Source organism: Nonomuraea sp. B12E4 (genome assembly GCF_039871825.1).
In the GTDB taxonomy this organism is placed as follows: domain Bacteria; phylum Actinomycetota; class Actinomycetes; order Streptosporangiales; family Streptosporangiaceae; genus Nonomuraea.
Map to the genome: position 1 here is coordinate 65,196 of NZ_JBDPME010000033.1, position 24,733 is coordinate 89,928.

The following is a 24,733-nucleotide window of genomic DNA, read 5'->3' on the forward strand; positions in this document are numbered from 1 at the left end:
CATCAAGCCTAGCGCTCAAGCGTTGGTGACCGCAGTCTCCTTCGGCTCCTGGTTCTGCCGCAGCATCAGCGCCAGGATCGCGGCCAGAGCGGCGATGATGACGCCCTGCTGAGCGGTGGTGAAGCTCAGGCCGGGCAGCCCGAACGCCACGATGCCCGTGAGAACCGTCTGAACCGCGCCCGTGATCGCGGCCACGACGACCGGGCGGGTGGTCAGCGCCACGATCAGCGCCATCAGGCCGTTCGCCACGACCATCGTGTAGTCGGCGGCGTCACCGGTCAGCGTCCCGAACGCGACCAGCACCGCGAGAAGGGACTGTAGGCCGTACAAGATGGCCGCCGGGTCACGGCCGAAGATCTTGAACTGCATGGAGGATGCTCCTCTTTCAAGGGGACACGCGAAGGGCGGCCCGCATCCGGCGGGACCGCCCAGGGGGTTGAGAGGGATGTCTACTTGCCGAGGCTGGACAGCCGGTTCAGCATGGCGTCCATCTTGGCGTCGAGGTTGTCGAGCCGGGTCTTGATGCGGTCCTGCTCCGTCTCGATCTCCTGTAGGAACGAGGCAGGAGACCGCTCCGACTCGGAGTCCTCACCCTTGTTCATCTTGATCCGGGCGTCGTGCCAGACCGCGTTGACGTCCACGTCATCCTCCTCGATCATCGATGTCGCCCCGCTGGGCTTCTTGGCGAACGTGCCGTCCCGGACCATCGCGTACAGCACGCTTCCCGGGCAGTCGGTGGAGTAGAAGTCCCGGTGGCCCTTCACCGCGCCGGCGACACCCCGGTCCATCAGCCACGCCCGCAACTCCCGTACGGCTTCGATCTGCGCCGTGGTGGGCGTCTCTCCCGGGCCGGACATGAGCGTCACCGAATACCAGGTGCTGTTACCGGTCGGCTGCGCGGCTTGGATGCGGTTCACGCCGCGACCCTCGAACACATAGCCGTGCGGGCAGGCGCCGAAGCTGTATCCGATGTCAGCCCATCCGCGGGACGATCCCACATGGAAGCGTCGCGTGTTTTTCCAGTACGTGACGCACGTACTGTGCGGCTTGTCCGCCAACCCCTGCTTGGACCCGTCGTAGTGGATGACGAGCCCCTTCGACGGATGCGCAGACGACGCCCCCGACGGACCCCAACCGAACTCGGAGCGCTTGACCAGCTTCATATCGTCTCCCCCTCGCGCGGATCGATCCGCAGGTCGGCAAGCCGGGTCTGCAACTTCTCGCACTGCTCCTGCAACCTGGCCAGGCGGGCTAACGTCCGGGTGACCTCGTGCTCCAGTTCGGCGATCCGCTGGTCTCGCTGCTGCAGCTTCTGGTCTCGGTCCGTCAACGCCTGCTCTAGCCGGCCGATCGTGGATTCGGCCCGTTCGAGGGCCACCTGCAGCGCAGCGACGGCCCGTTCGGCGCCGCCGATGAAGATGTTTTCGAGCTCTACTGGTTGGCGTTCCTCGTCGAGCCGGGCTTTCTTCAAGTCGATGCGGGCTTTGACCAGCACTCCGATGGCTGACATGAGCCCTCCGGTCAGCAGTGTGATCACTGCCGGTGTCAGCCAGTCGTTCAATCGGGTTCTCCTTGGGTGTGCTTGCGGATGGTGCGCTCCAGCCGGGACACGGCTGCGGCGCGGGCAGCGCACGCGGCAGCGACGGCCAGCAGGGTCCCTACCGGGTAGAGGGCGGGCGGCCCGGCGTAGCCGAGAGCGGCGATGCCGTACACGGTGGCTGCGGCGGCGAGAGGCCACAGGCCTGCACGCTCCAACCTGAACCCGACGATCAGCCTGGCTGGTCGCATGTAGCGGATGAGAATGCCGACGATGATGAGTGTCCCTGCCAGCACTTGGATGCCGCCCCAGGCCAGCACCACCAGGTGGGGGAGGGTGGCGTTGATGCTGGCTGGCGGTCCCGCTCCGGCGGTGAGCGCAAGGCCGGACAGGAGAGCGACCAGGCCGAGCACCAGTTCGAAGGGGTGCTCGGCGAGGGGGGCTAGTCGGCGCACTCGTGGTTCTCTCCCTCGCTGCGGGGTTTGGGGTGCCGTCCCGCCCGCACCCTCAGCAGCGGGACGGCACGATCAGGTGTCCGGATGTGGACAGGCGTGAAAGGTCAACCGGGAGGATGCTTGGAACGTCCCACAGTGTTCGCGTCCTCGTCTCTGGAGTCGCTCTATGGGCTATCCGCCCCAGCCGCCGCAGGGCCCGTACGGGTACTGACCGGCGGGCTATGAGCCCCGCATGCCTTCGAGGGCGACCACGCCGTGGATGCCAGCGCCACTGCCGATGATGTCGATTCGGTTGATGAGCGACGCGGCGTTGTTCCACGAACTGCTCATGAGGCTGATCTGCACACCCGCGTGTGTGGCGATTGCGGTGTGGCCCGTAATCCGCGCTTCCGAAGCCGTGGAGAACTTGCTGATGAGGAGTTCGCCCTGAACGGGGGTGTTGACAGTACTGCGTCCGACGTCGATACCGGTGGCCGAAGTTAGTCGCGTGCCCACCACTGTGGTGCTGCTGACTTCCAATGCCTGGTGCGTGTAGTTGGTTCCAGAATCGTTGTTGAGCCGCAGCACCGTGCTGCCCGTTGAAATGGTGTGATATGTCAGCCTGAACAGGCGGAAGTTGGAATCCAGGCTAGAAAACGTTATGGGCGTCGTCGGCGACCCGGACGGGATCACACGCTTGTCGATCGGGATCCACAAGCCCAGCAGATGCCCGTTGACGTTCGCCGCGCTCAGGATCTCGCCGGACGCGAACGTCTTATCGAGCGCCATCAGAACCCCAGCGCATTCTCATTGAGCCTTCCCAAGTTCGCGTTGTTGAGGACGAAGAACGAGCCGTACTTGGTCGCGCTCTGGAGTGTCCACGTGGTGATCCAGGTTGCGCCGTCCACGACGTGGCTGATGCCTCTGATGAACCCGTCGCGGATGATGGGGTCACCGCCGCCGGACGGCTGGCGGACGATGCGGATCCGGTCGCCGATCTCGCGTCCCAGCACCTGCGGGAACAGGTTGTCCGGGTCGGCGTGAGCGTGGATCTCAATCGAGTCGAACCGGACTTCCGGCTCTCGGGACACGTACAGGATCCAAGAGGCGTATCCGGCCGCCGCCGTGTCGTCTTGCAGCAGCAGCCCGGACGCCGGGAACGTTTTGACCTGGAACTCTTCCTGGCTCTCCGGGTCGCCCGCGACCTGCTCAGTGCCGCCTTCTCGGGTGGCGCGGATCTCGTTCCACATGGTGGCGTCGTCGGTCGACAACTGGGCCCGCGCCGGAGTGCGGCCCGTTCCCAGCGTCACCTGGACGGTGTTCGACCTCGATTCCAAGATGACGGCCTGCCGGTTGCGGAACACCACTCGGCCGGAGGCGTCGATGTAGAGTTCGCCGATCTCGGACGCGGTGACGGCTTGCAGTTCGGCAAGCGCCTCGCCCTCCAGCTCGGTGGCCTGCAACGTGCTGTTCCCGGTCGCGATCACCCGGTCCGCGGCTGGCCAGCCGACCGAGTTCAGGATGCGGGTGACGCGCGCGCCGGCGTCCTCGCCCGCCCCCACCGCCGCGACCGCGGGGCGTTTCCTGTTCGCGAGGACCTTGAAGCCGTCCGTCGCGGTGACAGCGACCTCGGAATACACGTCGGCCACGTGCTCGATGTCCCACTTGTCCACGAACCCGCGCCACAGGTCGTACGTAACCGAATCCCAGGTCGCCCTGAACCTGATCGGCCTCATCGCGGTGACCTTGCTGCGGACGCCGGTCCCGTGCGGGCCGTCCAAGTTGGTCATGTCGAAGCGCCGGTCGGTGTTGTCGAGCGTGCAACTGGCCGTACCAGCGTCGTAGCGGATGACTGGCGACTCGACTCGGCTCGACCCGCGCCGGGTGGTGATGCCGCGCTTCCCCTTCAACGTGACGTCAGTCCACGTGCCCTGAATGGGGCCGATCCGCTGGTCGGAGACAGCGAGGTTGTCGGCGTGCCAGTAGCCGCCGGCGTCGCGCTGCAGGTGGAACTCGGCGCCGGACGGTTTGCCGCCCGGCCAGGTCAGGGTGGAGGAGATGGCGTGCTCGGTGGGGATCGAACTGTCGGGATCCGTGTACAGCCACAACTCGCCGGTGCCGTCTCCCGAACTGTCGATGGTCCAGCGAAACTCGAGCCGCACCCACTGGCCGGTGGGGATCGGCGTGGTGAGCTGAGCGGCCACCGAGGTCGAAAAGCCCAGGTACAGCCGGACCGTGCGATTGCTTAAGATCCATACGCCGCTGACCTGGCCGCCAGGCCCGTTCAGCATGAAAACGCGCTGAATGCCCGACGTCGCCGAGACGAGGTACATGTACAACCGCGCGCAGATCGTGTCGCCGGTCTGGGTGACGCCCGAGTAATCCATGTGGCAGTCGACGCCGCTGGCCGGATTCATGGCGCTGAGCCCGGACCCACCGAACGCCTGGGCGTTGCTGTACTGCGGGCTGCCCACGATCGAGTTGAAGGCGCTCCCGCTGCTGCCGCCGCTGTTCCCGGTGCTGATCGTGACGTTGTTGGTGCCGCCGTCGAAGCTGTTGACCTTCGCGTTTCCCTTGGGCGGGGCGTTGTCGAACATCACCTCGACCGACACGACGGGCATGCTCACGAGGTGCGCCTCCAAGCCGCGCCCGATCGGCGCTCGTACTCCTGGATCGCCCGCACCACCCGAGAGCCGATCTCAGGACCGCTGTCCATCCCGCCATTGACGGTGATGTTGTAGACGGGCGCCGGACGGTAGGAGCCGCCCGACCCCGCCGACACGGGCGTACGGCTGACCGGCATGGTCTTGTAGAACCGGCCGCCGAACCGCTCGGCGACCTCGGAGAGGATGTCTTCGGAGCGGGCCCGCTTGGACATCGCCAGCGGGATGTACGCCTCCCCGCCGGTTTCCGGCTCCGCCCACATGCGCACCAGGCCCGGGGAGGCGATCTGCGCGACGTGGTTCTCGGCGCCGGACGCGAAGTGCCTGATACCGCCGTCAGCGAACTGGATGATCCCACCGTCCGCCTGCCACGACGCCCGCGCGCCGTGCTCCTGCAGCTCCGTCCGGACTGTCACGACGCGGTCGCCCATGATGCCCTGGTCGATGGCGATGCCGATCTGGCGAGCCGCCTCGGCCACGCCCACCCGGCCGCCGTCCATCGCTTCCCGCACCTTGTCGGCGATGTCCTTGCCGTGCCGCAGAGCGATGTCACGGAGGTCAGGGCCGGCGTTGGCGAGGTTGTCGGCGAACTGATCGCCGCTGTCCTTGCCGGTACGGGCGTAGAGCATGGTGAACTTGCGCAGCTCCTCATCAGACATTGACGCTGCGGTGGCGACGAGCCCGGCGGCGCCAGGCCCGAGCTTGGCCAGCTCGTCCAACATCTCAGGCGGCACCCGGCCCGCCAGGGAGACCATGTTCGAGCGCCACTGCTCCTGGTCCTTGACCTGCTTCTCCATCTGTCGAAGCAGCTCATCGGAGGTGAGCTGTGCGTCGCCCCTGAGCTTGGACATCGACTCCAGTACGGAATCGTTGGCGGACTGCGCATCGCGCGCCACCTCGTTCCGGGTGTCCCGGACAGCCCGTTCCGCATCCGCGATCTCCCGTGAGGCGTCGCGAGACGCGCGGGCGGCCTCAGCCTGGGCTTCCGCCACGGCGCGCGCCGAGTCCTTGGCCACCTCGGCGGCGTCGGCCTGCGCCTGCGCCACTTCCTTCTGCGCGTCGGCGACCGCCCGGGCGTTCTCCGTCCGCGTGCGGTCCAGCTCCGCCTCAGCGTCCGCGACCGCGCGGGCTGACTCCTCACGCTGCCGGGCCGCCTCCGCGTACGCATCGGCCAAGGCGCGCTCGGCGTCGGAGACCTGGCGGGCGGACTCCTCACGCTGCCGGGCCGCCTCCTGCGCCGCCTCAGCTTCGGCGCGACGTGCGTCCTCAATACGGGCCAGCGCGTCCACGACCTCGGTGCTACCGTCGATCCCAGCCCGCTGGGCTTCGTCGAGGTCCTGGCGCAGCTCCGCGTTGCGACGCCGCACCTCTTCCAGCCGCTGCAACGCCTGCCGTAGGGCAAGATCCGCCTCACGCCGGTCGAGGTCGCTCGCCTCCGGATCGGCCATGACCTCAGCAAGCCGCTCGCGCGCGCGGTCGATCGCCAGGGCCGCGCCCTCCTCATCGAGGGCGGCGCCGCTTTCGACTGCGATCAGGTCCTCAAGCCGGTCCTTCGCACGCTCCCGGGCTGCGGTGAGGTCCTCAACGGCGTCCTGCACCCGCCGGTGGGCGTCCACCACGCGCCGGTCAGCGTCCACCTGGCGGGCCGCCGCGTCCGCTTGGGCGTCGGCCAGTCGGCGCTGCGCGTCTTCGATCCGGCGGGCGCTGTCCTCAGCAACACGTGCCGCCTGCTCGCGGGCGTCCTCCACCCGCTGCTGGGCGTCCGCCTCCCGCTGGGCGCCTTCCTCGATCGCCTCGGTCACCGCAGCCTGGGCGTCCCGCACCCGGTCCTGGGCAGCCTGCACTGCCTCAGCCGCCTGCCGGTGCGCGTCCGCGACCCGCTGCTTGGCGGCCTTCACCCGCTCAGCGGCCTGCTCCTCGGTGTCGGCCAGCTCCCGCTCAGCGCGGGCGATCCGCTCGGCACCCTGACGCCGCACCTCAGCCGCACGCGCTTGAGCCTGCGCCAGGGACTCCTGCTGGGACGCCTGCTGCTGCGCGCCGGACATCAGCGAGCCCAGCTTCGCGAACTCCGAATAGGCGCTCGACCAGGCTTCGCGCATCTTCACGCTGGCCTCATCCGAGGCGGTGCTGATCACCTTGACGCCCGCAGCCGCCTCACGCGCAGCACCGCCCATGGCGATGTTCTGGCGCCCCGCCTTGTCCGTCTCGCCCGCGAAGAGCGACATCGCCCCCGCCGCGGGGTTGATCGCGGCGATCAGGGCCTTGACCGCGCCTGCATTCTCCTGCGCCCACCGGACAAACTTGGCCAAAGAGGCGGTCGCGTTCGCCGCCCATTCGGTCACCTTCGCCAAGTTGAGCGCGAAGTCCGCCAGCAACTGCGGATCTGCTTCGACGGCCGCCGTGATCTCGTTGATCGCCGCCGCGAGATGGCTCATGATCTCTGGCATCTGCGGCCCCAACTTCTGCAGGACGGCCGAAAAAGCCCGCTCGATGCCACCAAGGGTCGGCGTAAGTTCTCCCAGGCTGGCGCCAGCCTGATCGACGAACGACTTTACGTCGGGGGCGAGCCGATCAAGGGACTGGCGGACCACCGGTGAGATCTTGGACAGCTCCCGCTGCGCGACCTGCGAGATCACGGTCCAGACGCTCTCGAACGGCTGGCCCATCCGCTCGGCTTCGACCTTGACCGCCTCGCGCAGGCTGCCGATCGCGTCCTGCGCGGCATCCGACCCGTGCGCCGCAGCGAGGCCGATCCCGGCCAGGGCGCCACCGAGGCCGACCGCGATGGCGTTGGTGGCCAGGGCGGCGGCCCCGGGCAGCACCGCAAGACCGGCCGCAACCGCGAACCCTGCCTGCGGGCCGGAGGACCGGATCATGGTGAGCGCGGACTGGACCAGGCCCAGTTGCATAATCGTCGCCATGGCGCCGTCCACGTCCACCTGGACAGTTATGCGGCGGTCAAGATCGCGAGCCTCGCGCTCCACCCGGTCCAAGTCGCGGATCGCCCGCTCGATATTCGCGCCGACAACCACCTCAGGATGCATCGCCGCGAGGCGCACGAGATCGCTCCTGAGCTGCTCCACCTCATCGGCGGCTGACTTGGCGTCGACGTCGATGCCGATGCGCCGGCCGGAAAGGTCCTGGAGCCGCTTGGCCAGGGCGGCGACCTCGCGCTCCGCATCGGAAGAGTCCGCGTCGATCTCGATCTTCGGCAGACGCTTCGTGGCATCCTCAAGCAGCTTGCGGGTCTTGATCGCGGTACGGCCGACGTCCTCAAGCTGCTGCTCGAACCGGCCGGCGTCTGCGGCCGACTTCCCGAGAGCCTCACCCTGCTGGCGGGCCTGACGCTCCAACCGCTCCAACTCAGTCGTGAACTTCTTCGCGGACTGCTCAGTCTGCTTGAAGCCCTTGTCGGCGCGGTCGAGCCCCACGCCGTCCCACTTCGATTTGAGGGCGATGACCAAGTCACGCGTCGCCACCGGCCACCTCCTCGTTCTTGATCAGCGTGATGTAGACTCCGCGGCCGTCCTCAGACGTCACCGTCTCCTGCGCCTGCTCTTTCACTTCGCAACCCCGGCACCGGGCCTTCTCGGGCACGTAGGCGTACCGGTAGCCGCCGCGCGACTCGTCCCACTCCTCCTCGCGGGTGCGGCAGTTGGGGCACTCCTGCCGCCGCCAGATGTGGTGCCAGAGCGCCTTGTCCCGGTCGTCCTGATCCCAGGAGAGGAAAGCCGAATGTGGGATGCGGTACTCGGCGCAGACGTCCAGTTCTAGGAGGAGCCCTCGATCTGCGCCCATCCTTTTGGGAGGCTGGAGTCGGGCACCCGGATGTTGACCCTGATGGCGGCGTTGGACAGCTCGATCCGCTCGGCGTTCGACAGGACAGACGTCCAGATGTGCTCCCAGTCGTCCGCCGACAGATCTGACTCGACGCAGGCGACGAACACCGCCTTGGGGAACGTCTCGTTGTCCCACTGCTGATCGTCCGTGCCCGGCCGCGGCTTGTGCGCGTCCACGAGCGCCTCGAAATCGTCCGGCGGCAGCGCCCGCAACGTAACGAACTCGTAGCAGGCTTTGAGCGCGGCCTCCGCCTTCTTCAGCCGCGCCTTGGCCTTGCGGACCGCCGCCTGATCGGCGGACTCGCCCTGGGCGTCCAGGAGGTTGAGCAGGATGCTCGCCTGCCCAGCCTCCTTGCGCGCCTCAGTGTCGTCGTCGATTCGGACCGGGCACGTACCGCTGGGCCGCGGCCGGTTGAGCAGGCGCTCCCGAAGACTGCTCACGCCGGGATGGCGACGTTCTCTGCGGGCTCGGACGTGATCGCGTACTGGATCACCAGCCGGGCCGCTTCAGCGCCCATGCTCCGCGTCTTGCCGACGCTGAGCACGCGGGTCGGGAACACATCCATGAGCCGACCGGCCACGTCGCCGCCGTCCAGCCACACGATGTTGCCGTCCTCGTCACGCGGCATCAGGTCCCGGACGTCATCGCCGTCGTCGCCCTGATAGAAGGTGATCGACGACTCATCGGCGGAGGTCAACCCTGGGATGTTGCTGACGAACCTGGAGTTAAGGTCCGGGGTGTCGATCTTTGCGCCGCTGACCATCCAGCCGCTGATGTCGGCGATGTCCTTGGACAGGTCCGTGCCGGCGTTCAACTCCGACCTGGTCGGCGCGTTGATGTTGGCGATCGTGGGCACCCAGTAGCATTTGGTGATCCCAGGCCGGAAGAACCTCGAAGCCGGCGTGACGGGCGTGGCGACCATTACTCATCCCCTTCTGCGCGCCGACCACGCGGCGACTTGGTGACTGGCAAAGCAGAAGCCCCGGCGTCTGCCGGGGCTTCTGTCGTCTGTTCGGCCTGTTGAGAGCGGGCGAGATGCCGGGGTATCGGCGGGGGTGGCGGGTCCGTCTCGGCCCACCCGGCACGCTGGTAGTGACGCAGCGCAGACTTGGGCACCTGCACCTTGCGGTCGCCGTCGTCGATGTTCGGATGCGAGATCCACACCTTGTCCATTGGCGCCGCCCCTACGAACTCGCGCCGACAACGACGACGTCAGCCGACACCGACGTGCCCGCACCGGAGTTAACGAGGTTGAGAAGGTCGCCCGAGCCCGCGGTGACGGACACACCGGCGGCGGTCGGGTCGTACCACCACAGCATTCCGCCGGGCTTGACCGGCACACCGTCACCGGCTGCGAGGAACAGCGGCACGCCGTTCGTCGAATCCCTGACCACGTTGACGTTGTTGGTGTTGCCGGGGGATGCCAGCACGAGCAGCATCTTGACCCTGGCGAACGTCAACGTCGTCCCGAACGGCCCGGTCAACGTGCCAGCCAGGTCGACCGTCTGCGTGCTGGACGCGTTGATCGTCACCTTGTCATGCCAGATCATGTTCGCCTGGCCGGCTCCTGCGCCCTCGGCGAAGTTGAGTTGCCGGGCGAGCTTCAGCAAGCTCGTCGGCGTCGACAGGTCCAGCGGGGCGGTCAACTCGCTTTGGAGCTGCCAGTTCGACTGCAGACTAAATGCCATCGGTCGGCCCTTCGGTCATCGGAAACCTCTCTCACGTGCCACTTGGTCCACCGCCTCGACGGACGCCGCCAGGACGCCGTCCGCGCCCGCATCCACCGCCGGCGCCAGATACGGCCTGGTCTGCTGGGCCACCCACCGGTCGCGGTGGCCGTGCACCGGATGCCTGAACGTGGCGTTGCCGGTGATGCCTTCGAGGGGCCGTCCGTGCGGTGCTGCACTGCGGCGTACCCGGATCGACACGCCCGGGTCCCGCCGGCCGAAGCGGACGCTCAGCGATATCGCGCGCGGGATCCTCGCCGACCATGAGGCTCGCCCCTTGGCGTCGGTGACGATCGGCTCGGCCGCTGTCTTCAGGGCGGGCCTGAGCGCCTTCCGCAACTCAGGTTCGATCTTGCCGATGTCCTGCTGTAGCGCACGGATCGCCTGCGACGGGTCCGACGGATCGGCCATCTACGCCGCCGAGTACGCATCGACGTGGACCACGAACCGCACGGTGCACACCGGGCCGCCGTCGGTCTGGTCGGCCGCCATGTCCAGCGTCGACATGCGCGCCATCATCACCGTCCCGCCGAGACGGGAGTCCTTGGCGAGTTCGGCGCGGATCCCGGCCAGCAGTTCGAACGCCCGCTCCCGGGTGGTGCGGGCGTCCGGCTTGCCGTCGCGATGAGCGTCGCCCCGCCAGGCCGACACCATGCAGAACACGTCGAACGATTCCCGGTCCGGGTGCATGTCGAGTTGCTCGCGCGTCATCGTCGACCGCACATCGGCCTCTTCAGGACTTCCGGAGTAGCCGATCTCTATGACGTCCTGCTCAACGAGCGTCGTCGGCCCTCCGTCTAAGACCTGGACGCCTGGCCAGGCGCGCTCAGCGAGCGCCACAAGAGCGAGCAGCACAGCAGGGATCGTGGACACCGGGCAAGCCCTCCAAAGACGGTCAGAAGCCGTGTGAAGACGTTCAGCAGGTGTCAGCCGACGAGCGGCTCGTCGCGCTCCTGATGCCTCTTGAGGCCGAGCAGTTCGGAGACCCTGTACGGGAGGGCGTACGGCTTGATGCTGGCGGCGATCGCGTCAGAGTCGCCGAGCATCGGCCTGCCGCCGCCGTTGTTGTGCTGGGACCCCTGCCACAGGTGCCGGATGAGGTCCAAGCCAGCCAGTCGGAAGTTCTGCGGCAGCGGCGTCCGGCCGACTCTGTACGTCACTCGCACGTCGCTGCCCCCGGCGGGTAGTAGCAGCACACCCTCGGAGTTCTTCAGCGTGTAGCCAGCCGTTCCGGCCATTGCGTCGGCCGGCGGCACCAGGTCGCCGCCCGGCAGCTTCACGATGCTTGTGATCGAGATGACCGGCCGTTCCGGCAGCACGATCACGCCCCAGCGGGCCGGCATGTCCGACACCACGGTCTGGGGTGTGACGTGCCCCATCCGGTCCTCGATGACCTGGCAGCCCGCGGCGATGAACCAGCGCAGGGCTTCGTCGTCCTCGTCGGTGAGCTTGCGGAGGTGTTTCTTCTGGTCGGCCAGCGAGATGAATGCGGCGCCCTCGGCGGGCTCAACGTCGAACACGTCGGTGAACGCTCCGGCGTTCTGGCCGGTTGCGATCCAGCGGGCTCGGTGAATGCCCGCCTGCACGCTCGGATAGTTGTAGTCGTAGACGCCGTCGGTGCCGGTCAGCGACGCCTCGGCGTGCGTGTTTCCGTCCGGCAGGGTGATCGTCAGCGCGACGTTGCCCGCGTTCTCCGGCACGCCCGCCGCGTTCCGGATGACGATGCGGAGCGGAACCATTTCCTCCAGGTCGAAACTCATCCCGCCCCCATCCGTGAACCACGCCGTTCGGCCGTCCCGATCCTCGAACCTTGTCGCGTCGCGCGCGACATGCTGGGTGCTGACCCGACTCCGGCCAGTGCAGTGGGTCCGTCTCGAAACCCGGCGGCCAGGTCGCCCCTGGATACCTGTGGCGCGGTCCGGTAGGCGATGATCGCAAGCGCCGACCAGCCTGTTGCTGTCGCCAGGTGGCCGCTGGCTGCCCCGGCGCGCATGGCGAGCGCGCTGTGCGCGGTGGCCGACGCCAGGTGGCGCACGTCGGCGGTCTGGATGATCGCGGTGGACGCCACGCTCGTGGCGGCGGCGCGCTTGACACTGATGCCGCGTGCGATGGCGGCGAGTCCCGCCGTGGCGGTGACCGCGCGGGCGATGCTCTCAAACCGGCGCGCCGACAAGGCGAGCGGAGCGACCCCTGCCGCGTGCGCCCGCTTGGCCGCCGTCGTGGTGCTGGTGGTTGCGAGCCCGGCGGACGCGGCGGCCGGGAGCAGCTTCGCGGCCGACGCCCGGCCGGTGGCGGCGAGGCTGCTCACTGCGGTGACCGCCGCCAGCGGGAAGAACACGGCGCGCGCCTGCAGAGCGGCCGGGCTGATGCCTGTGGCGGGTGCCCGCTTGCGTACGGCGGCGCTCTCTGCCGCGGCGACCGGTGCGGCCCCGGAGGCGGGCAGGACCTTGGCCGCTGCCGCCTGCCCGAGCGCGGCCAGTGCGGCGCTGGTGGTGCTGGTGGCGGTCTTGGTGACGGTGCCGCCCGCCGTGGCGGCCAGGGCCGCCGTGGCGGTGGGTGTGGCGTTCTTGCGGGCTGGCGCGCGGGTGGCGGCGGCGAGCGCTCCCCGCCCTGTGGCGGGAGCCACCTTGCGGACGGTGCCGGTGGCCGCCGCCGCGAGTCTGGTCGCCGTGGTGCTGCCGTGGACGGAGCTGGTCGCGCCGGTCGAGGCGAGCAGGGCGCGGACGGTCGAGGTGGCGACGGCGGTCTTGCTGGCGCTGCTGGTGGCCGCGCCCGCGAGCGGTGTGGTTGCGGCGGCCGGGGCCACCTTGAGCGCGTTCGCGCGGCCTGCTGTGGCCAGCGCGGCGCGGACGGTGGTCGGGGTGGTCTTGCGTACGGTGGCAGCGCAGGCTGCGGCGAGAGCCGCTACCGCTGTGGGCGTTGCCCGCTTCCGTGCCGTGCTGGTGCTGGCCGCTGCGAGCGCGGCGCGGCCGACGGCGGGGGCTGCCTTGCGGGGCGTGGCCCTGCCCGTGGCGGCGAGCGCCGACCGGGCAGCGACCGCCACGACCTTGCGGGCCGCAGCCTGAGCAGCCAGAGCGGTGGCCGACTGCCCCGCGACCGCGACTGACATGGTGGAGAACGGGTCGGGCTCCGCAGTCGTGTTCGCCCCGCCGGTGAGGGTCTGTCCGTTCCCGCTGTCGTCCGTGGTGGACGGGCCGAGAAACCGGTAGTAAGCCCACAGGTTCGACGTACGGACCGGCGCTGCCTGCGCGAACTCCGCTTCGAGCTGCGTCGCAGTCAGGGCGGCGGTCCAGATCTTGACTGCGGCGAGGCCCCCATCGAGCCACTCGCTGCCGAACACCGAGTCGCCCAGCCGCAGCCGGGTCATGGTCGTCGCGCCCGAACCCAGCGACGGCGCGCCCGTAGTGAAGGAACCCGCCCCTTCAGCCCTGAGCTTCGTGGTGACCGTGGTGCCGTTCACGCTGACGGCGACGAAGTACCAGGTGCCGACCGTCAGCGCGCCAATCGTGGACGACGAGCCCGTCTTGAAAAGGGTCAGCGTCGTGCCGTCGGAGTCGGTGCCAAGGATGACGTACTGGGTGGACACGTTGTCCAGGCACCATGCGGTCGAGAACGCGCCCCGGTCGGAGGCGAGCTTCATCCAGCAGGTGACCGAGAACTGGCTTACCGTGCCCAGCGAGATCGTGCGGATGTAGCTCTCGTTGTTCGCGTCGAACCGGACCGCCACCGGGGCCTCCGATCAGATGCCAGTGGCGTCCAGCACCAGCGCGCCGATCGCCACCGTGATCTGCCCCTGGCTGCCGAAAACCTCGGGCACGACCTTCTGGAAGTACAGCTCGCCCTGGCCGGTGATGTTCACGCTGGCCCCGCCCTGCGTGGCCGACACCTCGAACGTGTCAGTCGTGCTCGACACCACGAAGTAAACAGTGCCCTCACTCAACCCGGCCGGGAGCGACTCACCGAACACGTTGAACAACTGCACCCGGTCGTTGTCCACCAGGCCGTGCGCAGCCGACTGGATCGCGTCCGCTGTCACCCCGGCCGCGTCAACCGTGCCGAAGCCCTTCACGCTGCCGTTGATCGGCGCGTACCCGAGGAAGTTGTTCGTGTTCGTCGACACATGGTTGAAGAACAGCAGGAACGCATACGTCCCCGCAGGGACATCGAACGTCAACGCGCCCGAGTTGGCCTTCGCGCCGCTCGACGCGGCACCCCACGTCACCGCTTGCCGGGCGTACGCCGGGCTCCCGCCCGTCGCCTCCGTGCCCGCATAGTTCGCGCCCGTACCCGGGTCGGTTATGTTGCCGACCCCGATGTACTTGATCCCCGTCGAGACAGACTCGTCGAGGCCGTCCATCGCAAGATTCTTGCCGAGATCGTTGAACGGCACGGCCTGCCTCCAGGAATGACGGAGGGGCCGCCCGCGCCGAACGGCCCCTCCAGGGATTGTTAGCTGCCCACACGCGTCACACCGCGACGCTCCGGAACGCCCTCGCAACGCCCTCCCCGAGCGAGACGCGCGGACGGTAAATGTCGAACAGTCGAGTAGGGTCCCCAACGCGGTACGCAACCCCGGCGGGAGCCCTCAGATCGGTGGAGAAGCACGGCTCGTAGCCCGCCTCCGCGCACACCATCCGCGCCAAGTCGATCATGCTGGTCCCGACTCCCGTGCAAAGGTTGACCGGCTCGCGCACGTCGGCGTCAACCACCGCGAGCGCGCCGGCCACCACGTCGTCGATGTGGATCCAGTCGCGCACCTGCTCGCCGCTGCCCCAGATGGTGAACGGGTCCTCGCAGCGCTTTGCGCGGGCCATGAACGCACCGAACGGCCAAGCAGTGCCCTGATCCTCGCCGTAGCCGCTGAACGGCCGTACGACGTGTACAGCGACACCTGCGGCGCTCGCCGCGGCGGCCAGTTTCTCCCCCGTCAGTTTCGCCCACCCGTAGGAGGAGTCGGGGGTGCCAATGTTGTACCGGTCGAACCGGATCATGTCCTCGCAGAGCGGTCTCGCGGTCGCGAAGTCGTCCTGATAGTCGGTCGGGTAGGCGGCGCTGCTGGACAGGTAAAGCACCCTGCGCTGCCTGGTCCGGACCGCCCAAGCGAACATCGCGCTGTCCAAGGTCAGGTCTAAGGCGAGGTTCATCGGTTGGCCGTCGATCGCCGCCCGGTGCGGGGCTGTCGCTGCCGCATGCACCACGAGGTCGAATCGCCGAGCGTCCTCACGGAACAGGGACAGGGCATCTCGTCGAGAAATTGGGCTCGCAATATCGCAGCCGTCCACGAGAAAGCCACAATCAGCGAGAGCAGCGACCATATGGCGTCCGACGAACCCCGCCGATCCAGTGACGAGCGCCTTCACTGCGGCCTCTCAGCGATAATCGCCTGGAAATGCTGTTCGCCGTGCCTGCCGCCGTGCACGTTGATCCCGCCATAGCAGGTCCGCTGCTCGACAACAGCCCACCCGGCACCTTCCAGCAGCGCCCGATACCCGGCCTCATCCCACGCCCACGCATGGTGGCGGTAGTGCCAGTCACCCGTCTCCGACGACGGCGACGACGCGACCAGCTTCGTAGCGGCCATGCCGGCGAGGAAGCTGTGCGGGTCGACCAGGTGCTCCAGCACCTCCGACATCACCACGATGTCGCCGAGTTCGACCGGCTCGGTGAGGAAGTCACACCGGGACACGTCCAGGCCCGCCGCCAGAGCGACCCTCACGTTCTGGGCGCCGGCGTCGTAGCCCCACGTTGTCAGCGGAAGGCCACGGAGGGCGACTAGGAGCGAACCGTCGCCACAGCCGAGGTCACACAGCGTTTGCGCATCCCCACAGTGCTCGGCGATCAGGTCCGCGACCATCGCGGTCCGCTCCTTATGACCGACCTGCCCGTGTGGCGGCACCCACGAGTGCGTCGCGAAAAACTCGGGGGTACTGAAATTCGGCACGGTCCCCGGCGGGAACAAACGCCACTCGGTCATCGTGGGACCCCCGCGCATGCCTCGCGCACAGCGAGGACCTCCATCGGTCCGTGCTCGCGCATGTACGCCTGGAACGCCTCGCGGTCCTTCCGGTACATCTCGGGGGCGTTGACCCTCAGGTATCCGTCGTCAACCGGCGCCGTTCCGGCGACGGGGTGTCGGTGCTCGACGACCACGTCCGGCAGGTAGGTGATACAGCCTGCTGACCGGCCGAGAGTCCGCCAGTAGTTGTCCACGTACAGGTGGTGGAGCGTGGGTGGGGCCATGTGACCGAGCGTCTGCACGACGGACGTGCTAATCGCCACCTGCGTCGGCAGGTTCGCGCCCTGGATCTTGTCGTTGCCGTACACGAAGCCGGGCAGTGCGGCCAGCGCGTCCAGATAGGCGGAGTCCCATCCGCGCGTGACGGGCCTGTGGTCGTCGCCCATGAAGCCGATGGCCTTCGGCGTCACATCCCGCTTGAGCACCTCGGCCGCGGTGATGTTGAGCGCTTCCACCATGGACTTGTTCGGCCGGATCAGGGCGAGCAACCCTCGATATCCGAGCAACTCGGGGTCGTCATCATCCACAGCGAACACGAGTTCGGTGTCTGCCGTACATGTGCGCTTGAACACGTCGGCCAGTTCGCGCGCCGCAGTTGGCCGAGACCGCGACGGCACGATGACAACCAGACCTTCGCCGCTCACGCGTCACTCACCGGCACATCGGACGGCGGCGGAAAGTCGTTCTCCCCGACCCACACCCGCTTGAGGTGGGTGGTCTTCACCCGCGTGTCCACGAAGATCGGGTATCCGCAGGCGACCGCACGGGCGCAGAACGACAGATCCTCGCTGATCAACTGGTTCGTGGTCGGGTTCGCCATCCGGCTGTACCAGTTCGGCCCATACCGTTCGGCCACCCTCACCAACACATCACGGTGGATGACGATGCACGCCGACCCCGTCGCCGCCACCTCGACCAACTGCTCGCGCGGATAGTCGAGCCAGGCGGTGAACCCCTCACGGCCGTCGCCGACCTGAGCCCACCGGTACAGCGTCGGAGACGGACGCGTCCAGCGCCCTCCCATGCCGTCATCGGCGTACTCCTGCAACGCGAAACACAGCGCGCCCACGATGGGCCTCGTCTCCGGGTCCGCGGCGGCGATCAGCCGGTCCAGGGTGTCCTCAGCGAACCCCATGTCGGTGTCCGTCCACCACAGCCACTCGCCGCCGCCCTTGAGGAACTGCTCCACGGTGGCGTTGCGGGCGTCGATGATGCCGCCCGTCCCGTACCGCATCCCCAGGAAGCCGCCCCGCAGCAGCCGCCGCTCGTTGGCCAGATCATGGCCGAGCGCGTTCACCACCGACAGATGCCAGGAGTACGCCACCTCATACGAGTGCACGTACGCCAGACAGGCGCTGCCGTCCATCGGCATCGGCCGCTCCGGCGCCGCTTCCGCTGCTGGGGCGGTCACTTGCCGGCCCGGGGCCGCCGGGCCTGGCTACGCTCACCAGGAGCCCTGGTGGCCCGCTCCACCGGCGGCTCATCCTGGACAGGCCCCGCCCGCTCGACGGTCCTGTTGACGAACCGGTCATCGGCCGAGAACAGCCCCGGGAACTCCTTGACCAGCGGGTCAGACGCATCCCACGCAGTCCCGCGCGGAATGTGCATGCGCCTACCCTGCCAGGTGACGTTAACGGTGTCGGTTGCGATGACGACGTCCATGATCTGCACCTCTCCGGGCGGTGTGGGTGGTTGAGTTCCCGCCAGCCGACCACCCAGGCGGCTGGCGGGAAGTAGGGGACGGCGTGCTTACAGAGTGTTTTGGAGCAGGCGGAAGCCAAGATCGTTTATGCTGTTGCCGCCGTGGCGGGCCCACGCGAACCAGCCGCGCTGCCCGGTCGGCCTGTTGTTCGTGACGTCGAACAGATGCGGCACCAGCTCGACGCTCATGCCCGCCCTGTCGGCGATCAGATAGTTGCGGAAGTCCCCGACGACCAGGATGTTCGAAGCGCCCGTGGTGCCGGTGAAGTCCGGGAAGTACGACGCGAACGCGATGGGCCGCATCCGGATCGTCTCGATCACGCCGGTCAGGTCGACCGTGACGAACGACAGGTTGTTGCCGTTACCGAAGGAAGCGATCTCGTTGCCGACGTCGTGGTTCATCACCCACGTGGCGTTCTGCTTCCACCGGTCCGGCAGCGCACCCCACACCTTGTTGATGTCGGCGCCGCCGAACGCGCCGTCCGTGGTCACCACGACTTCGACGTTCGTGTTCGCGTCCAGGGCGGTGATGATGCCGCGCGGCTGGCCCGAGCCGGTGCCGGTCGCGAACGACTGGGCCTGCAGCTCGTCGTAGCCCTCCGCGAGGAGACGGCTCATCTCCTCGGCGAAGCCCGGGTAGTCCATACCGACCTCGATCGAGTACGGGATGAAACCACGAGCCGTGTTGATCGGCACGGTCGGCTGAGCGAGCGTCGGCGAGTCGTCCGACACAGCGGAAGCCTCAGCGTCGTACGACCAGGTCACACCTGCCGAGCTGACGCCCTTCCACTCGTCCGTGGTGATCGTCACCGATCGTGCGAGGCCGCGGAACGGGTTCAGGCTCCCCTGCGCGGTCAGGATGATGGTTGGGTCTATGAGGCAGTTTTGTTACTACTCGGCTTTACCGAGCGGGCTGGTCATTTCTGCCAGCCTCTTCACGTCTCCGTGAAGCTCAGACTATATCTTTATCTCGACGTCGAGATATCCCGTACATAGTCGTTGAACCTTCCCGTCGGACGAACCAGGCGGGCTCGGCTGCTGATTATCCCTACCCTCAGCTTTTCAGACCGTCGCGCTCGGGCTTTCGCCCCACGCTGTGGTGCTGAGGTCTAGCAGGACGTTCCAGCAATTCTCGGGATTTTCACCGACACCTCACGGCGTCAGGCGGCCAGCTCGACCGGAACTCCATACCCGCCCGCGTTGTCGGTGCCGCCAGCCATCGCCCGGAACTCGGCGACCGCCCGCGCCTCCTCATCGGTGAAACCCGGCTGCGCGTAGTGCATCGCCTTGACGAACGCACTACGGTACGCCTCGTTCTCCGACGCGAGCAGGCGCCGCCCGATCATGCCGCCGTCGGTGTCGTCGGTGCGGGTCCGCAGCAGCCGCTCCACCTTGTCGAGCTGGTCGCTGCGCAGATGCCGGGCGCTCTCCCGGCTCTCCAGGACCTTCATCGACCGGTCGCGGACCTCAGTCCGAGACAGCGCCCGAAGCTCCGAGCCGTCCCACGGGTCGACGCGCCGCATCACCTGCACGCCGCGGGCGTCGAGGTTGCCGTCGCCGGCCTCTGTGTTGCCGCGGGCGGCGAAGCCAGCCACGAGGTTGCGGCGCCGCTCTCGCTCGCCCTCGCGGGCGCGCTCCTGCTCCTGGCGGGTGCGCTCCTCATCGCGGAGCCGCACCTGCTCGGCGCGCTGCGTCTCCAGTTCGGTCCAGCGGGCTTCCTGCTCCTCGGTGAACGGCTCGTCGCCGGCCACCTGGTGCAGTTCGCGCATCTCGGTCTCGATCTCACCGAGCCTGCGCAGGATCTCGTCCATCAGGACGCCTCCTTGGCAAGGAATGGGTAGCGCTGTGCCCTCAGTCGGGCGGCGCGCTGCGGTTGGGTGAGACCTGCCGCGTGGTGCACTACGGGGGTGTCCGGCGCGTCGGTCGGGATGTCTGCGGCCTCCTGCGGCGCGGTGTCCGACGACTCGCCGAGGATCGGGTCCTCGACGGGTCGGGCGGCCTCGCCGCTGGCGGTGCGAAGTCCGTGCTGGGCACGGAAGTCGGTGAACGACCGGACGATCGCGTCGTGCCGGTCGGGGTCGCGGGAGCGGAGCTGCTCGCCGTACCAGTCGGTCATGCCGATGGAGCGGAGTCCCGCCGTGGCGGCTTGGCTGGCCGGCCAGGTCACCGGTCCGGCTTCGAACAGCCGCACCTGTAGAACGGACCGCTCGGGCAAGCCCTCAGGGTTGTGGCTGCTCGCTTCGGGCTCGTGATTCCACAGCTCGTCGGTGACGTTGAACATGAAGGAGCTGCCGTAGCCGCGGGCTGACAATCCAGGGATGAGATCCCTGTTGTAGCTGGTGTCGAGCAGCGGCACTTCGGCGTAGGCGCCGTCGCCGCGCTCTTCGAGAGTCTCGGGCACGCCGAGAATCTTGTCGCCGACGAAAAAGTCCATCCCGTGGTTGAAAAGGATCTTCACCTTGTCGCCGCGCTCGGTGATCGTCTTGGAGAACGCGCCCGGCAGGACCCGCTCAAGGAAACGCCCCTCGTAGTAGCTGTTGATCTCATACCAGGTGCCGAACGCGGAGAACCGCAGCACCATGACGGGGCTGCCGCTCTCAGCGCGAACCTCGGCGCGCTCGTCACCCTCAGGCGGCTGGTCGGCGGCGGCCCTCGGCAGGAGGTCGGCGGGCGCGGTGAACGCCCGGACGGTGATCAGGTCACGCTTCACGGCTGCTGTTCCTCCTCGTCAAGGACGGCGCCGTCGGGCCCTTCCTCGTCAGCGGGTTCGTCTTCGTTCTCGTCTTCCGGCTCGGGCTCGCCGGCGCCCGGCGAGAGCTGTGCACCGGGCGGCTGGAGCTGCACCGACAGCAGGCCGGTGTGCACGAGCAGGCCGGAGTCCTGGGCGGCGGTCGCGGCCTGAGCCGATTCGGCGGTGAAGCCCTCACGTACCAGGCTCGCGATCGTGGACGCCTCAACCTGGAAGATCTCGGCAGCGTCCTTCTTGTCCTCACGCAGGAAGCTGACATCGCGGTCGTCGTACCAGAGTTGGGCGTTCGGCCGGGGCGGGAGGAGGTTCGCCAGGGACCCCGCCGCGTTGCGCCACAGCGGCCTCAACGTTCCGTCGCCGAACCGGCGGCGCGCCTGCGCATAGTTCGAATACGTCGCGGACGCGAGCCCTTCCGACAGGCCCACGATGACCGGCGGCACGCCTAAGGCGGCGGCTATCCGGGTCTCTCCCAGCGCCTGGATCGCCTTGTACGACATCTGCTCGAAGCTGTTGCCGACCGTCTTCACGTCGGCCCCGCCACCCAGGTACAAGGTGCGGTAGGCGTTGACGGCACCGCGGTGGCTGAGCTCCATCTTCTCTTTGAACCGCTCGAACACCTCAGGCGTCACAGACGCGTCCATGGTGACGACCATGTTGGGGCTGGCGCCGTTCTCGAAAAACTTCAGCTTGTGGGTGCTGGCCGCCATGTCCCCTTCGATGTCCCGGATCACCGCCTGCAACAGCGACATGCCGCGGAAGGACGCCACCGGGTCGGGGATCGGCGCGTAGTGGCACACCTCCTCCGGCAGCAGCACCTCCGTACGACCAGTCGGCGGCTGGTAGATGTAGCCGATCAGCTCGGCATCCAGATCAAACGCCTGCAAGTCCGGGTCCTCGTACGAGCCGAGCACGATGGTCACCCAGTCCGGCCTCAGCCGGACGATCCGGTCGCGGCCGTCCCGAGACCGCCGCCGAGTCGCGAAGAACGCGCCCGCCAGGCTGCTGTCCTGCTCCATCCGCGCCAGCAGGTCACCTGTCGTGGCGCCCGGCCACGGCCGCTCCAACAGGGCGAGATCCTGCCCGCCGAACAGGTTGCCGGGCCGTCCGCTGTTGAAGCCGCGCCACTGAAACCGCGCCTCCGAGAACACCAGCAGCCGCGACAGCAGGCAAGCGAACACCACGCCCGACCGCTTGTAGACGCCGTTGACGATGCCGTCGAAGTTGCCCTCAACCCGCTCCTGCGACCCTGTGATCGTCTGATAGAACCCCAGCCCGAACGGATCAGCAGAGAACAAACTGAGGTAGTCGTCCCACCCGAACCTCGACAAGGCGGCGGCCGGGCGCTGGAAGCGCTCCGTATGCCGGTTTGTGATCCTCTCCAGGAAGCCCATCAGGGACCGGCCACCCCCGGCCGATACACGGCCAGTTGCTCGACACCGCCAATGATGAGCACCTTGACGCCGGGCAGCTTCTCGTTGAGCGTCGGCTCGATGCTCTCGCGGAACCGGGTGAACTGCTCCACAGTCATGTCAGCAGAGAGCCGCACAATCAGCGTGTCGCCCGGCCGGACGACCAGGGCCTCAGCAAGGCTCGCCAGGGTCTCATCGCTCATTGGATTCGGCCGCCCTTGCTTGGCCGCGACCGGCGCGCGTCGCTCCAGCCCTCGCCGACCGCCACCCACGCGATCGTCAGCCCAAGCCACGCCTTGCCGAGCGTCCAGCCGAGCACGTACGGGATGCCCACCAGCAGCGTCGCCAGCAGCCGCACCAGCGCGAGCATGCCCTTGCGGACGTCCACCCGACGCGACCGCTCCGAAATCCGCTCCAGCGGCACCGTCAACGCCATCGCTCCCCCTCACGCCCACACCGCGAACGGTTCGATCGACGTCTGCTCCACCGGCGCGCACGCCCGCCAGAAGGCCATCACCGCCGCCACCGCAAGGTCGATCTTGCGGGGGCTGTTCTTCGCGTCCTTCACCAGCCGCGGCCCCCGCTGATCCGTCTTGATCACACAGTTGTCGACGTGCCGGGCCAGCCGCGGATCACCCGAATGCGTCAACGCCTGGTTCAGAACCGCCTCGTAGAAGCGCTGCGTCGCCGGAACCATCCGCTGCGGCGACTGGGGAAACTCCACGACCGGCAGCCCCTCACCCTCAAGCACCTGATAGGTGCGAGCCCAGCGGAACGGGTCACACACAATCTCGCGCACCTGCCAGCGGCGGCACGCTGCCCGGATCGCTGCCTCCACCGCCTCGATCGGGACCCGCCAGTCGTTGCCCGCCTCCGGCGGACGCTCCCAGCACTCCACCACATCAATGTGCGGCGTTTCCCCCACCTCGACGGCGACCAGCGCAGTCGAGTCGTTGGAGAAACTGCCGTCGAAGCCAAGAACCACCTCAGCGAGTTCCGGGATCGGCCTTTCCTCGGTGCACGTCGGCCAGGCGCCGGCCGGGAGCCAGGCGGTTGCTGTGGACACCCACTGGTTGCAGCGCTTCGTGCGGAACTCCGCCTCCGGCGTGCGTAGCACCGAAGAGGCGAAGTCCTCGGCCGACACCAGATCGCCGTGGCCGGGATTCGCCTCACGCCATGTTTCCGGATCGCGATGATCCGACGTCGGATCCCGCGGCTCCCACCAAGCCATGAAGAACGCCGGGTCGTCCACCTCGCCCGCGGCAACCCGCTTGCCGTACTGGTACATCGAGTAGCAGAGCGAATCCTGGCCCGTGGAGTCCGTCTTCACACCCGCGGTCGTAACGCCGACCATCAGCGGTTCCACCCGGGCGCCCGATGCGAGCGCCATGACATCCCAAAGCTCACGGTTCGGCTGAACATGCACCTCATCGAAGATGACCTGGTGCGGGTTCAAGCCCTCCTTCGAGAACGCCTCCGCCGACAGCGCCCGGTACACCGAGCCCGTCCCCGGAATCTCGATCGCATCCCGGTACAGCTTGCACACGTCAGCGAGCTCCGGCTCCAACTCCACCATGCGGCGGGCGGTGCCGAACACGATCCGCGCCTGCTCCTTCTCACCGGCGCACGAATACACCTCGCCGCCGTCCGGCCCCAACACCAGCCCATACAGCGCCAGCCCAGCACCCAGAGCCGACTTCCCGTTCTTGCGGCCAACACCGATCAGCGCCTGGCGGTGACGCAGACGACCATCCGGGCGCCTCGCCAGCAGGTGCCCGAGAAGGGATCGCTGCCAGCCCCGCAAAACGATCGGGGATCCGGAAGCTCCGGCCACGCTGTCCTTGGTGACCTTGCACAGCGTCTCGATGAACTCCGCACAGTGCCGCCCATCGCCGCGGCGCACGTCAGCCGCAGGTACCGGAGTGAGCCAGCGCGCCGGCCAGCCATCAACCCTCACGCTTGGCACGCAACGCCTCCAGCTTGCTCACCCGGGTCACCTCGGCGACCCCCAGGCGTGTCCGAGAAGCCGGGTCGAACCCGAGCGACGCCAGCGCGGCCGACAACTCCCGGTGGAACGTCGCCACCATCCGGCCGTCCTTCGGGTCACGCGTCGCCCGATACCGCTCACGCGCCACCGCGACATCGTCAGCAAGCCGGCACGCCTGCTCTGCGGCCTCCGCATCCGAGTTCGGCGACACCCACGTGATCCCCGCCTGCCAGATCCGCTCCCACAAGCGGCGGGCCTCCAACCCGAAGTCCGCCGGACAGTCCGGAACGCCCTCAGCCATCGGCAGCGCCACCACCGTGCCCTCAACCGGCAACCGGTCCGGACGCGCGGTACCGCGCTTGCGTTTGATCTCAGTCGGGACCGGAGGACGGCCACGGCGCTCTGCCACAACTCCACCCCCGGCCGGAATCCAGAATTTTGACTGCAGAAAAACGGCACTGGGCGACGGGTCAGGAATCGAAGGCGGTGATCTTCGTTTCGGGGGTGCCCCCCTGGTCCTCCACCGTCCCGTCGGCACTGATTAGGGGTGTTGTGTCCTTTTTCGCTGACACATGTTGTTGCTGATTTTCGTGATGATCGATGTTGATTGTTGTGTGTTGGTCTGTATGGATGGTCAGGGCACTGGTGGGGCAGGGCAGGGGGCATGGGG

Annotated in this window: 30 protein-coding genes; all 30 read right to left on the reverse strand. The window is 68.0% G+C overall.

Translation table 11 applies throughout. The features are described 5' to 3' along the window. Positions 1 to 15: 15 nt before the first annotated feature. A complete protein-coding gene (locus ABGB18_RS42625) occupies positions 16 to 369 on the reverse strand; it encodes a hypothetical protein (RefSeq protein WP_347701385.1) in 354 nt (117 codons plus the stop codon). An 80-nt stretch (positions 370 to 449) separates the two neighbouring features. After that, entirely contained in the window at positions 450 to 1,163 is a 714-nt protein-coding gene (locus tag ABGB18_RS42630) for a peptidoglycan recognition family protein (protein ID WP_347701386.1), read from the reverse strand. Continuing rightward, complete coding sequence (locus ABGB18_RS42635; RefSeq protein ID WP_347701387.1) at positions 1,160 to 1,561, reverse strand: hypothetical protein; 402 nt, start codon at positions 1,559 to 1,561, stop codon at positions 1,160 to 1,162. The genes ABGB18_RS42630 and ABGB18_RS42635 overlap by 4 nt, the downstream gene beginning before the upstream one ends. After that, entirely contained in the window at positions 1,558 to 1,992 is a 435-nt protein-coding gene (locus tag ABGB18_RS42640; protein ID WP_347701388.1) for a hypothetical protein, read from the reverse strand. Before ABGB18_RS42640 ends, ABGB18_RS42635 begins: the two co-directional genes overlap by 4 nt. A gap of 219 nt (positions 1,993 to 2,211) precedes the next feature. Further along, positions 2,212 to 2,760 (reverse strand): hypothetical protein, encoded by a 549-nt coding sequence (locus tag ABGB18_RS42645; RefSeq protein ID WP_347701389.1) that lies wholly within the window; start codon positions 2,758 to 2,760, stop codon positions 2,212 to 2,214. Next, a complete protein-coding gene (locus ABGB18_RS42650; RefSeq protein WP_347701390.1) occupies positions 2,760 to 4,598 on the reverse strand; it encodes a hypothetical protein in 1,839 nt (612 codons plus the stop codon). The genes ABGB18_RS42645 and ABGB18_RS42650 overlap by 1 nt, the downstream gene beginning before the upstream one ends. Next, entirely contained in the window at positions 4,595 to 8,113 is a 3,519-nt protein-coding gene (locus ABGB18_RS42655) for a hypothetical protein (RefSeq protein WP_347701391.1), read from the reverse strand. Before ABGB18_RS42655 ends, ABGB18_RS42650 begins: the two co-directional genes overlap by 4 nt. Beyond that, positions 8,100 to 8,432: a hypothetical protein gene (locus ABGB18_RS42660; protein ID WP_347701392.1), complete on the reverse strand. Its 333-nt coding sequence runs from the start codon at positions 8,430 to 8,432 to the stop codon at positions 8,100 to 8,102. The genes ABGB18_RS42655 and ABGB18_RS42660 overlap by 14 nt, the downstream gene beginning before the upstream one ends. After that, positions 8,405 to 8,914, reverse strand: coding sequence for a hypothetical protein (locus tag ABGB18_RS42665; protein WP_347701393.1), 510 nt, complete (start codon positions 8,912 to 8,914; stop codon positions 8,405 to 8,407). Before ABGB18_RS42665 ends, ABGB18_RS42660 begins: the two co-directional genes overlap by 28 nt. After that, entirely contained in the window at positions 8,911 to 9,396 is a 486-nt protein-coding gene (locus tag ABGB18_RS42670; RefSeq protein ID WP_347701394.1) for a hypothetical protein, read from the reverse strand. The genes ABGB18_RS42665 and ABGB18_RS42670 overlap by 4 nt, the downstream gene beginning before the upstream one ends. A 262-nt stretch (positions 9,397 to 9,658) precedes the next feature. Continuing rightward, positions 9,659 to 10,162: a hypothetical protein gene (locus tag ABGB18_RS42675; RefSeq protein WP_347701395.1), complete on the reverse strand. Its 504-nt coding sequence runs from the start codon at positions 10,160 to 10,162 to the stop codon at positions 9,659 to 9,661. Between the two features lie 15 nt (positions 10,163 to 10,177). Next, entirely contained in the window at positions 10,178 to 10,612 is a 435-nt protein-coding gene (locus tag ABGB18_RS42680) for an HK97 gp10 family phage protein (RefSeq protein ID WP_347701396.1), read from the reverse strand. Then, positions 10,613 to 11,056 (reverse strand): hypothetical protein, encoded by a 444-nt coding sequence (locus tag ABGB18_RS42685; protein ID WP_347701397.1) that lies wholly within the window; start codon positions 11,054 to 11,056, stop codon positions 10,613 to 10,615. Between the two features lie 71 nt (positions 11,057 to 11,127). After that, on the reverse strand, positions 11,128 to 11,961 hold the full coding sequence (locus tag ABGB18_RS42690; protein WP_347701398.1) for a hypothetical protein: 834 nt from the start codon (positions 11,959 to 11,961) through the stop codon (positions 11,128 to 11,130). Next, positions 11,958 to 13,928 carry a LamG-like jellyroll fold domain-containing protein gene (locus tag ABGB18_RS42695; protein WP_347701399.1) on the reverse strand — a complete coding sequence of 657 codons (1,971 nt, stop codon included), beginning with the start codon at positions 13,926 to 13,928 and terminating at the stop codon, positions 11,958 to 11,960. Before ABGB18_RS42695 ends, ABGB18_RS42690 begins: the two co-directional genes overlap by 4 nt. A 12-nt stretch (positions 13,929 to 13,940) precedes the next feature. Next, positions 13,941 to 14,558 (reverse strand): hypothetical protein, encoded by a 618-nt coding sequence (locus tag ABGB18_RS42700; protein WP_347701400.1) that lies wholly within the window; start codon positions 14,556 to 14,558, stop codon positions 13,941 to 13,943. A gap of 109 nt (positions 14,559 to 14,667) precedes the next feature. After that, positions 14,668 to 15,561 carry an NAD-dependent epimerase/dehydratase family protein gene (locus tag ABGB18_RS42705; protein ID WP_347701401.1) on the reverse strand — a complete coding sequence of 298 codons (894 nt, stop codon included), beginning with the start codon at positions 15,559 to 15,561 and terminating at the stop codon, positions 14,668 to 14,670. Next, on the reverse strand, positions 15,558 to 16,055 hold the full coding sequence (locus ABGB18_RS42710) for a class I SAM-dependent methyltransferase (protein WP_347701402.1): 498 nt from the start codon (positions 16,053 to 16,055) through the stop codon (positions 15,558 to 15,560). Before ABGB18_RS42710 ends, ABGB18_RS42705 begins: the two co-directional genes overlap by 4 nt. 116 nt (positions 16,056 to 16,171) lie before the next feature. Next, positions 16,172 to 16,753, reverse strand: coding sequence for a hypothetical protein (locus tag ABGB18_RS42715; protein WP_347701403.1), 582 nt, complete (start codon positions 16,751 to 16,753; stop codon positions 16,172 to 16,174). A 104-nt stretch (positions 16,754 to 16,857) separates the two neighbouring features. Continuing rightward, positions 16,858 to 17,589 (reverse strand): hypothetical protein, encoded by a 732-nt coding sequence (locus ABGB18_RS42720; protein ID WP_347701404.1) that lies wholly within the window; start codon positions 17,587 to 17,589, stop codon positions 16,858 to 16,860. A 35-nt stretch (positions 17,590 to 17,624) separates the two neighbouring features. After that, positions 17,625 to 17,879: a hypothetical protein gene (locus ABGB18_RS42725; RefSeq protein ID WP_347701405.1), complete on the reverse strand. Its 255-nt coding sequence runs from the start codon at positions 17,877 to 17,879 to the stop codon at positions 17,625 to 17,627. 87 nt (positions 17,880 to 17,966) lie between these two features. Further along, positions 17,967 to 18,794 (reverse strand): phage major capsid protein, encoded by an 828-nt coding sequence (locus ABGB18_RS42730; protein ID WP_347701418.1) that lies wholly within the window; start codon positions 18,792 to 18,794, stop codon positions 17,967 to 17,969. A 284-nt stretch (positions 18,795 to 19,078) separates the two neighbouring features. After that, positions 19,079 to 19,729, reverse strand: coding sequence for a hypothetical protein (locus tag ABGB18_RS42735; RefSeq protein ID WP_347701406.1), 651 nt, complete (start codon positions 19,727 to 19,729; stop codon positions 19,079 to 19,081). Then, entirely contained in the window at positions 19,729 to 20,628 is a 900-nt protein-coding gene (locus tag ABGB18_RS42740; protein ID WP_347701407.1) for an HK97 family phage prohead protease, read from the reverse strand. The genes ABGB18_RS42735 and ABGB18_RS42740 overlap by 1 nt, the downstream gene beginning before the upstream one ends. Then, positions 20,625 to 22,058, reverse strand: coding sequence for a phage portal protein (locus tag ABGB18_RS42745; RefSeq protein ID WP_347701408.1), 1,434 nt, complete (start codon positions 22,056 to 22,058; stop codon positions 20,625 to 20,627). Before ABGB18_RS42745 ends, ABGB18_RS42740 begins: the two co-directional genes overlap by 4 nt. Further along, complete coding sequence (locus ABGB18_RS42750; RefSeq protein WP_347701409.1) at positions 22,058 to 22,279, reverse strand: hypothetical protein; 222 nt, start codon at positions 22,277 to 22,279, stop codon at positions 22,058 to 22,060. Before ABGB18_RS42750 ends, ABGB18_RS42745 begins: the two co-directional genes overlap by 1 nt. Then, positions 22,276 to 22,512, reverse strand: a complete 237-nt coding sequence (locus tag ABGB18_RS42755; RefSeq protein ID WP_347701410.1) for a hypothetical protein — start codon at positions 22,510 to 22,512, stop codon at positions 22,276 to 22,278. Before ABGB18_RS42755 ends, ABGB18_RS42750 begins: the two co-directional genes overlap by 4 nt. A 9-nt stretch (positions 22,513 to 22,521) precedes the next feature. Next, entirely contained in the window at positions 22,522 to 24,033 is a 1,512-nt protein-coding gene (locus ABGB18_RS42760; RefSeq protein ID WP_347701411.1) for a terminase large subunit, read from the reverse strand. Then, positions 24,023 to 24,364, reverse strand: coding sequence for a hypothetical protein (locus ABGB18_RS42765; RefSeq protein WP_347701412.1), 342 nt, complete (start codon positions 24,362 to 24,364; stop codon positions 24,023 to 24,025). The genes ABGB18_RS42760 and ABGB18_RS42765 overlap by 11 nt, the downstream gene beginning before the upstream one ends. A 169-nt stretch (positions 24,365 to 24,533) precedes the next feature. Continuing rightward, positions 24,534 to 24,733 (reverse strand): hypothetical protein (locus ABGB18_RS42770; protein WP_347701413.1); only part of this gene is annotated, 200 nt, incomplete at its 5' end.

Coding starts and splice junctions, on each gene's coding strand:
- ABGB18_RS42625 (WP_347701385.1), bottom strand. CDS start 369: ATGCAGTTCAAGATCTTCGGCCGTGACCCGGCGGCCATCTTGTACGGC.
- ABGB18_RS42630 (WP_347701386.1), bottom strand. CDS start 1,163: ATGAAGCTGGTCAAGCGCTCCGAGTTCGGTTGGGGTCCGTCGGGGGCG.
- ABGB18_RS42645 (WP_347701389.1), bottom strand. CDS start 2,760: ATGGCGCTCGATAAGACGTTCGCGTCCGGCGAGATCCTGAGCGCGGCG.
- ABGB18_RS42660 (WP_347701392.1), bottom strand. CDS start 8,432: ATGGGCGCAGATCGAGGGCTCCTCCTAGAACTGGACGTCTGCGCCGAG.
- ABGB18_RS42670 (WP_347701394.1), bottom strand. CDS start 9,396: ATGGTCGCCACGCCCGTCACGCCGGCTTCGAGGTTCTTCCGGCCTGGG.
- ABGB18_RS42675 (WP_347701395.1), bottom strand. CDS start 10,162: ATGGCATTTAGTCTGCAGTCGAACTGGCAGCTCCAAAGCGAGTTGACC.
- ABGB18_RS42680 (WP_347701396.1), bottom strand. CDS start 10,612: ATGGCCGATCCGTCGGACCCGTCGCAGGCGATCCGTGCGCTACAGCAG.
- ABGB18_RS42690 (WP_347701398.1), bottom strand. CDS start 11,961: ATGAGTTTCGACCTGGAGGAAATGGTTCCGCTCCGCATCGTCATCCGG.
- ABGB18_RS42700 (WP_347701400.1), bottom strand. CDS start 14,558: ATGGACGGCCTCGACGAGTCTGTCTCGACGGGGATCAAGTACATCGGG.
- ABGB18_RS42710 (WP_347701402.1), bottom strand. CDS start 16,055: ATGGTCGCGGACCTGATCGCCGAGCACTGTGGGGATGCGCAAACGCTG.
- ABGB18_RS42720 (WP_347701404.1), bottom strand. CDS start 17,589: ATGCCGATGGACGGCAGCGCCTGTCTGGCGTACGTGCACTCGTATGAG.
- ABGB18_RS42725 (WP_347701405.1), bottom strand. CDS start 17,879: ATGGACGTCGTCATCGCAACCGACACCGTTAACGTCACCTGGCAGGGT.
- ABGB18_RS42735 (WP_347701406.1), bottom strand. CDS start 19,729: ATGGACGAGATCCTGCGCAGGCTCGGTGAGATCGAGACCGAGATGCGC.
- ABGB18_RS42745 (WP_347701408.1), bottom strand. CDS start 22,058: ATGGGCTTCCTGGAGAGGATCACAAACCGGCATACGGAGCGCTTCCAG.
- ABGB18_RS42750 (WP_347701409.1), bottom strand. CDS start 22,279: ATGAGCGATGAGACCCTGGCGAGCCTTGCTGAGGCCCTGGTCGTCCGG.
- ABGB18_RS42755 (WP_347701410.1), bottom strand. CDS start 22,512: ATGGCGTTGACGGTGCCGCTGGAGCGGATTTCGGAGCGGTCGCGTCGG.
- ABGB18_RS42765 (WP_347701412.1), bottom strand. CDS start 24,364: ATGGCTGAGGGCGTTCCGGACTGTCCGGCGGACTTCGGGTTGGAGGCC.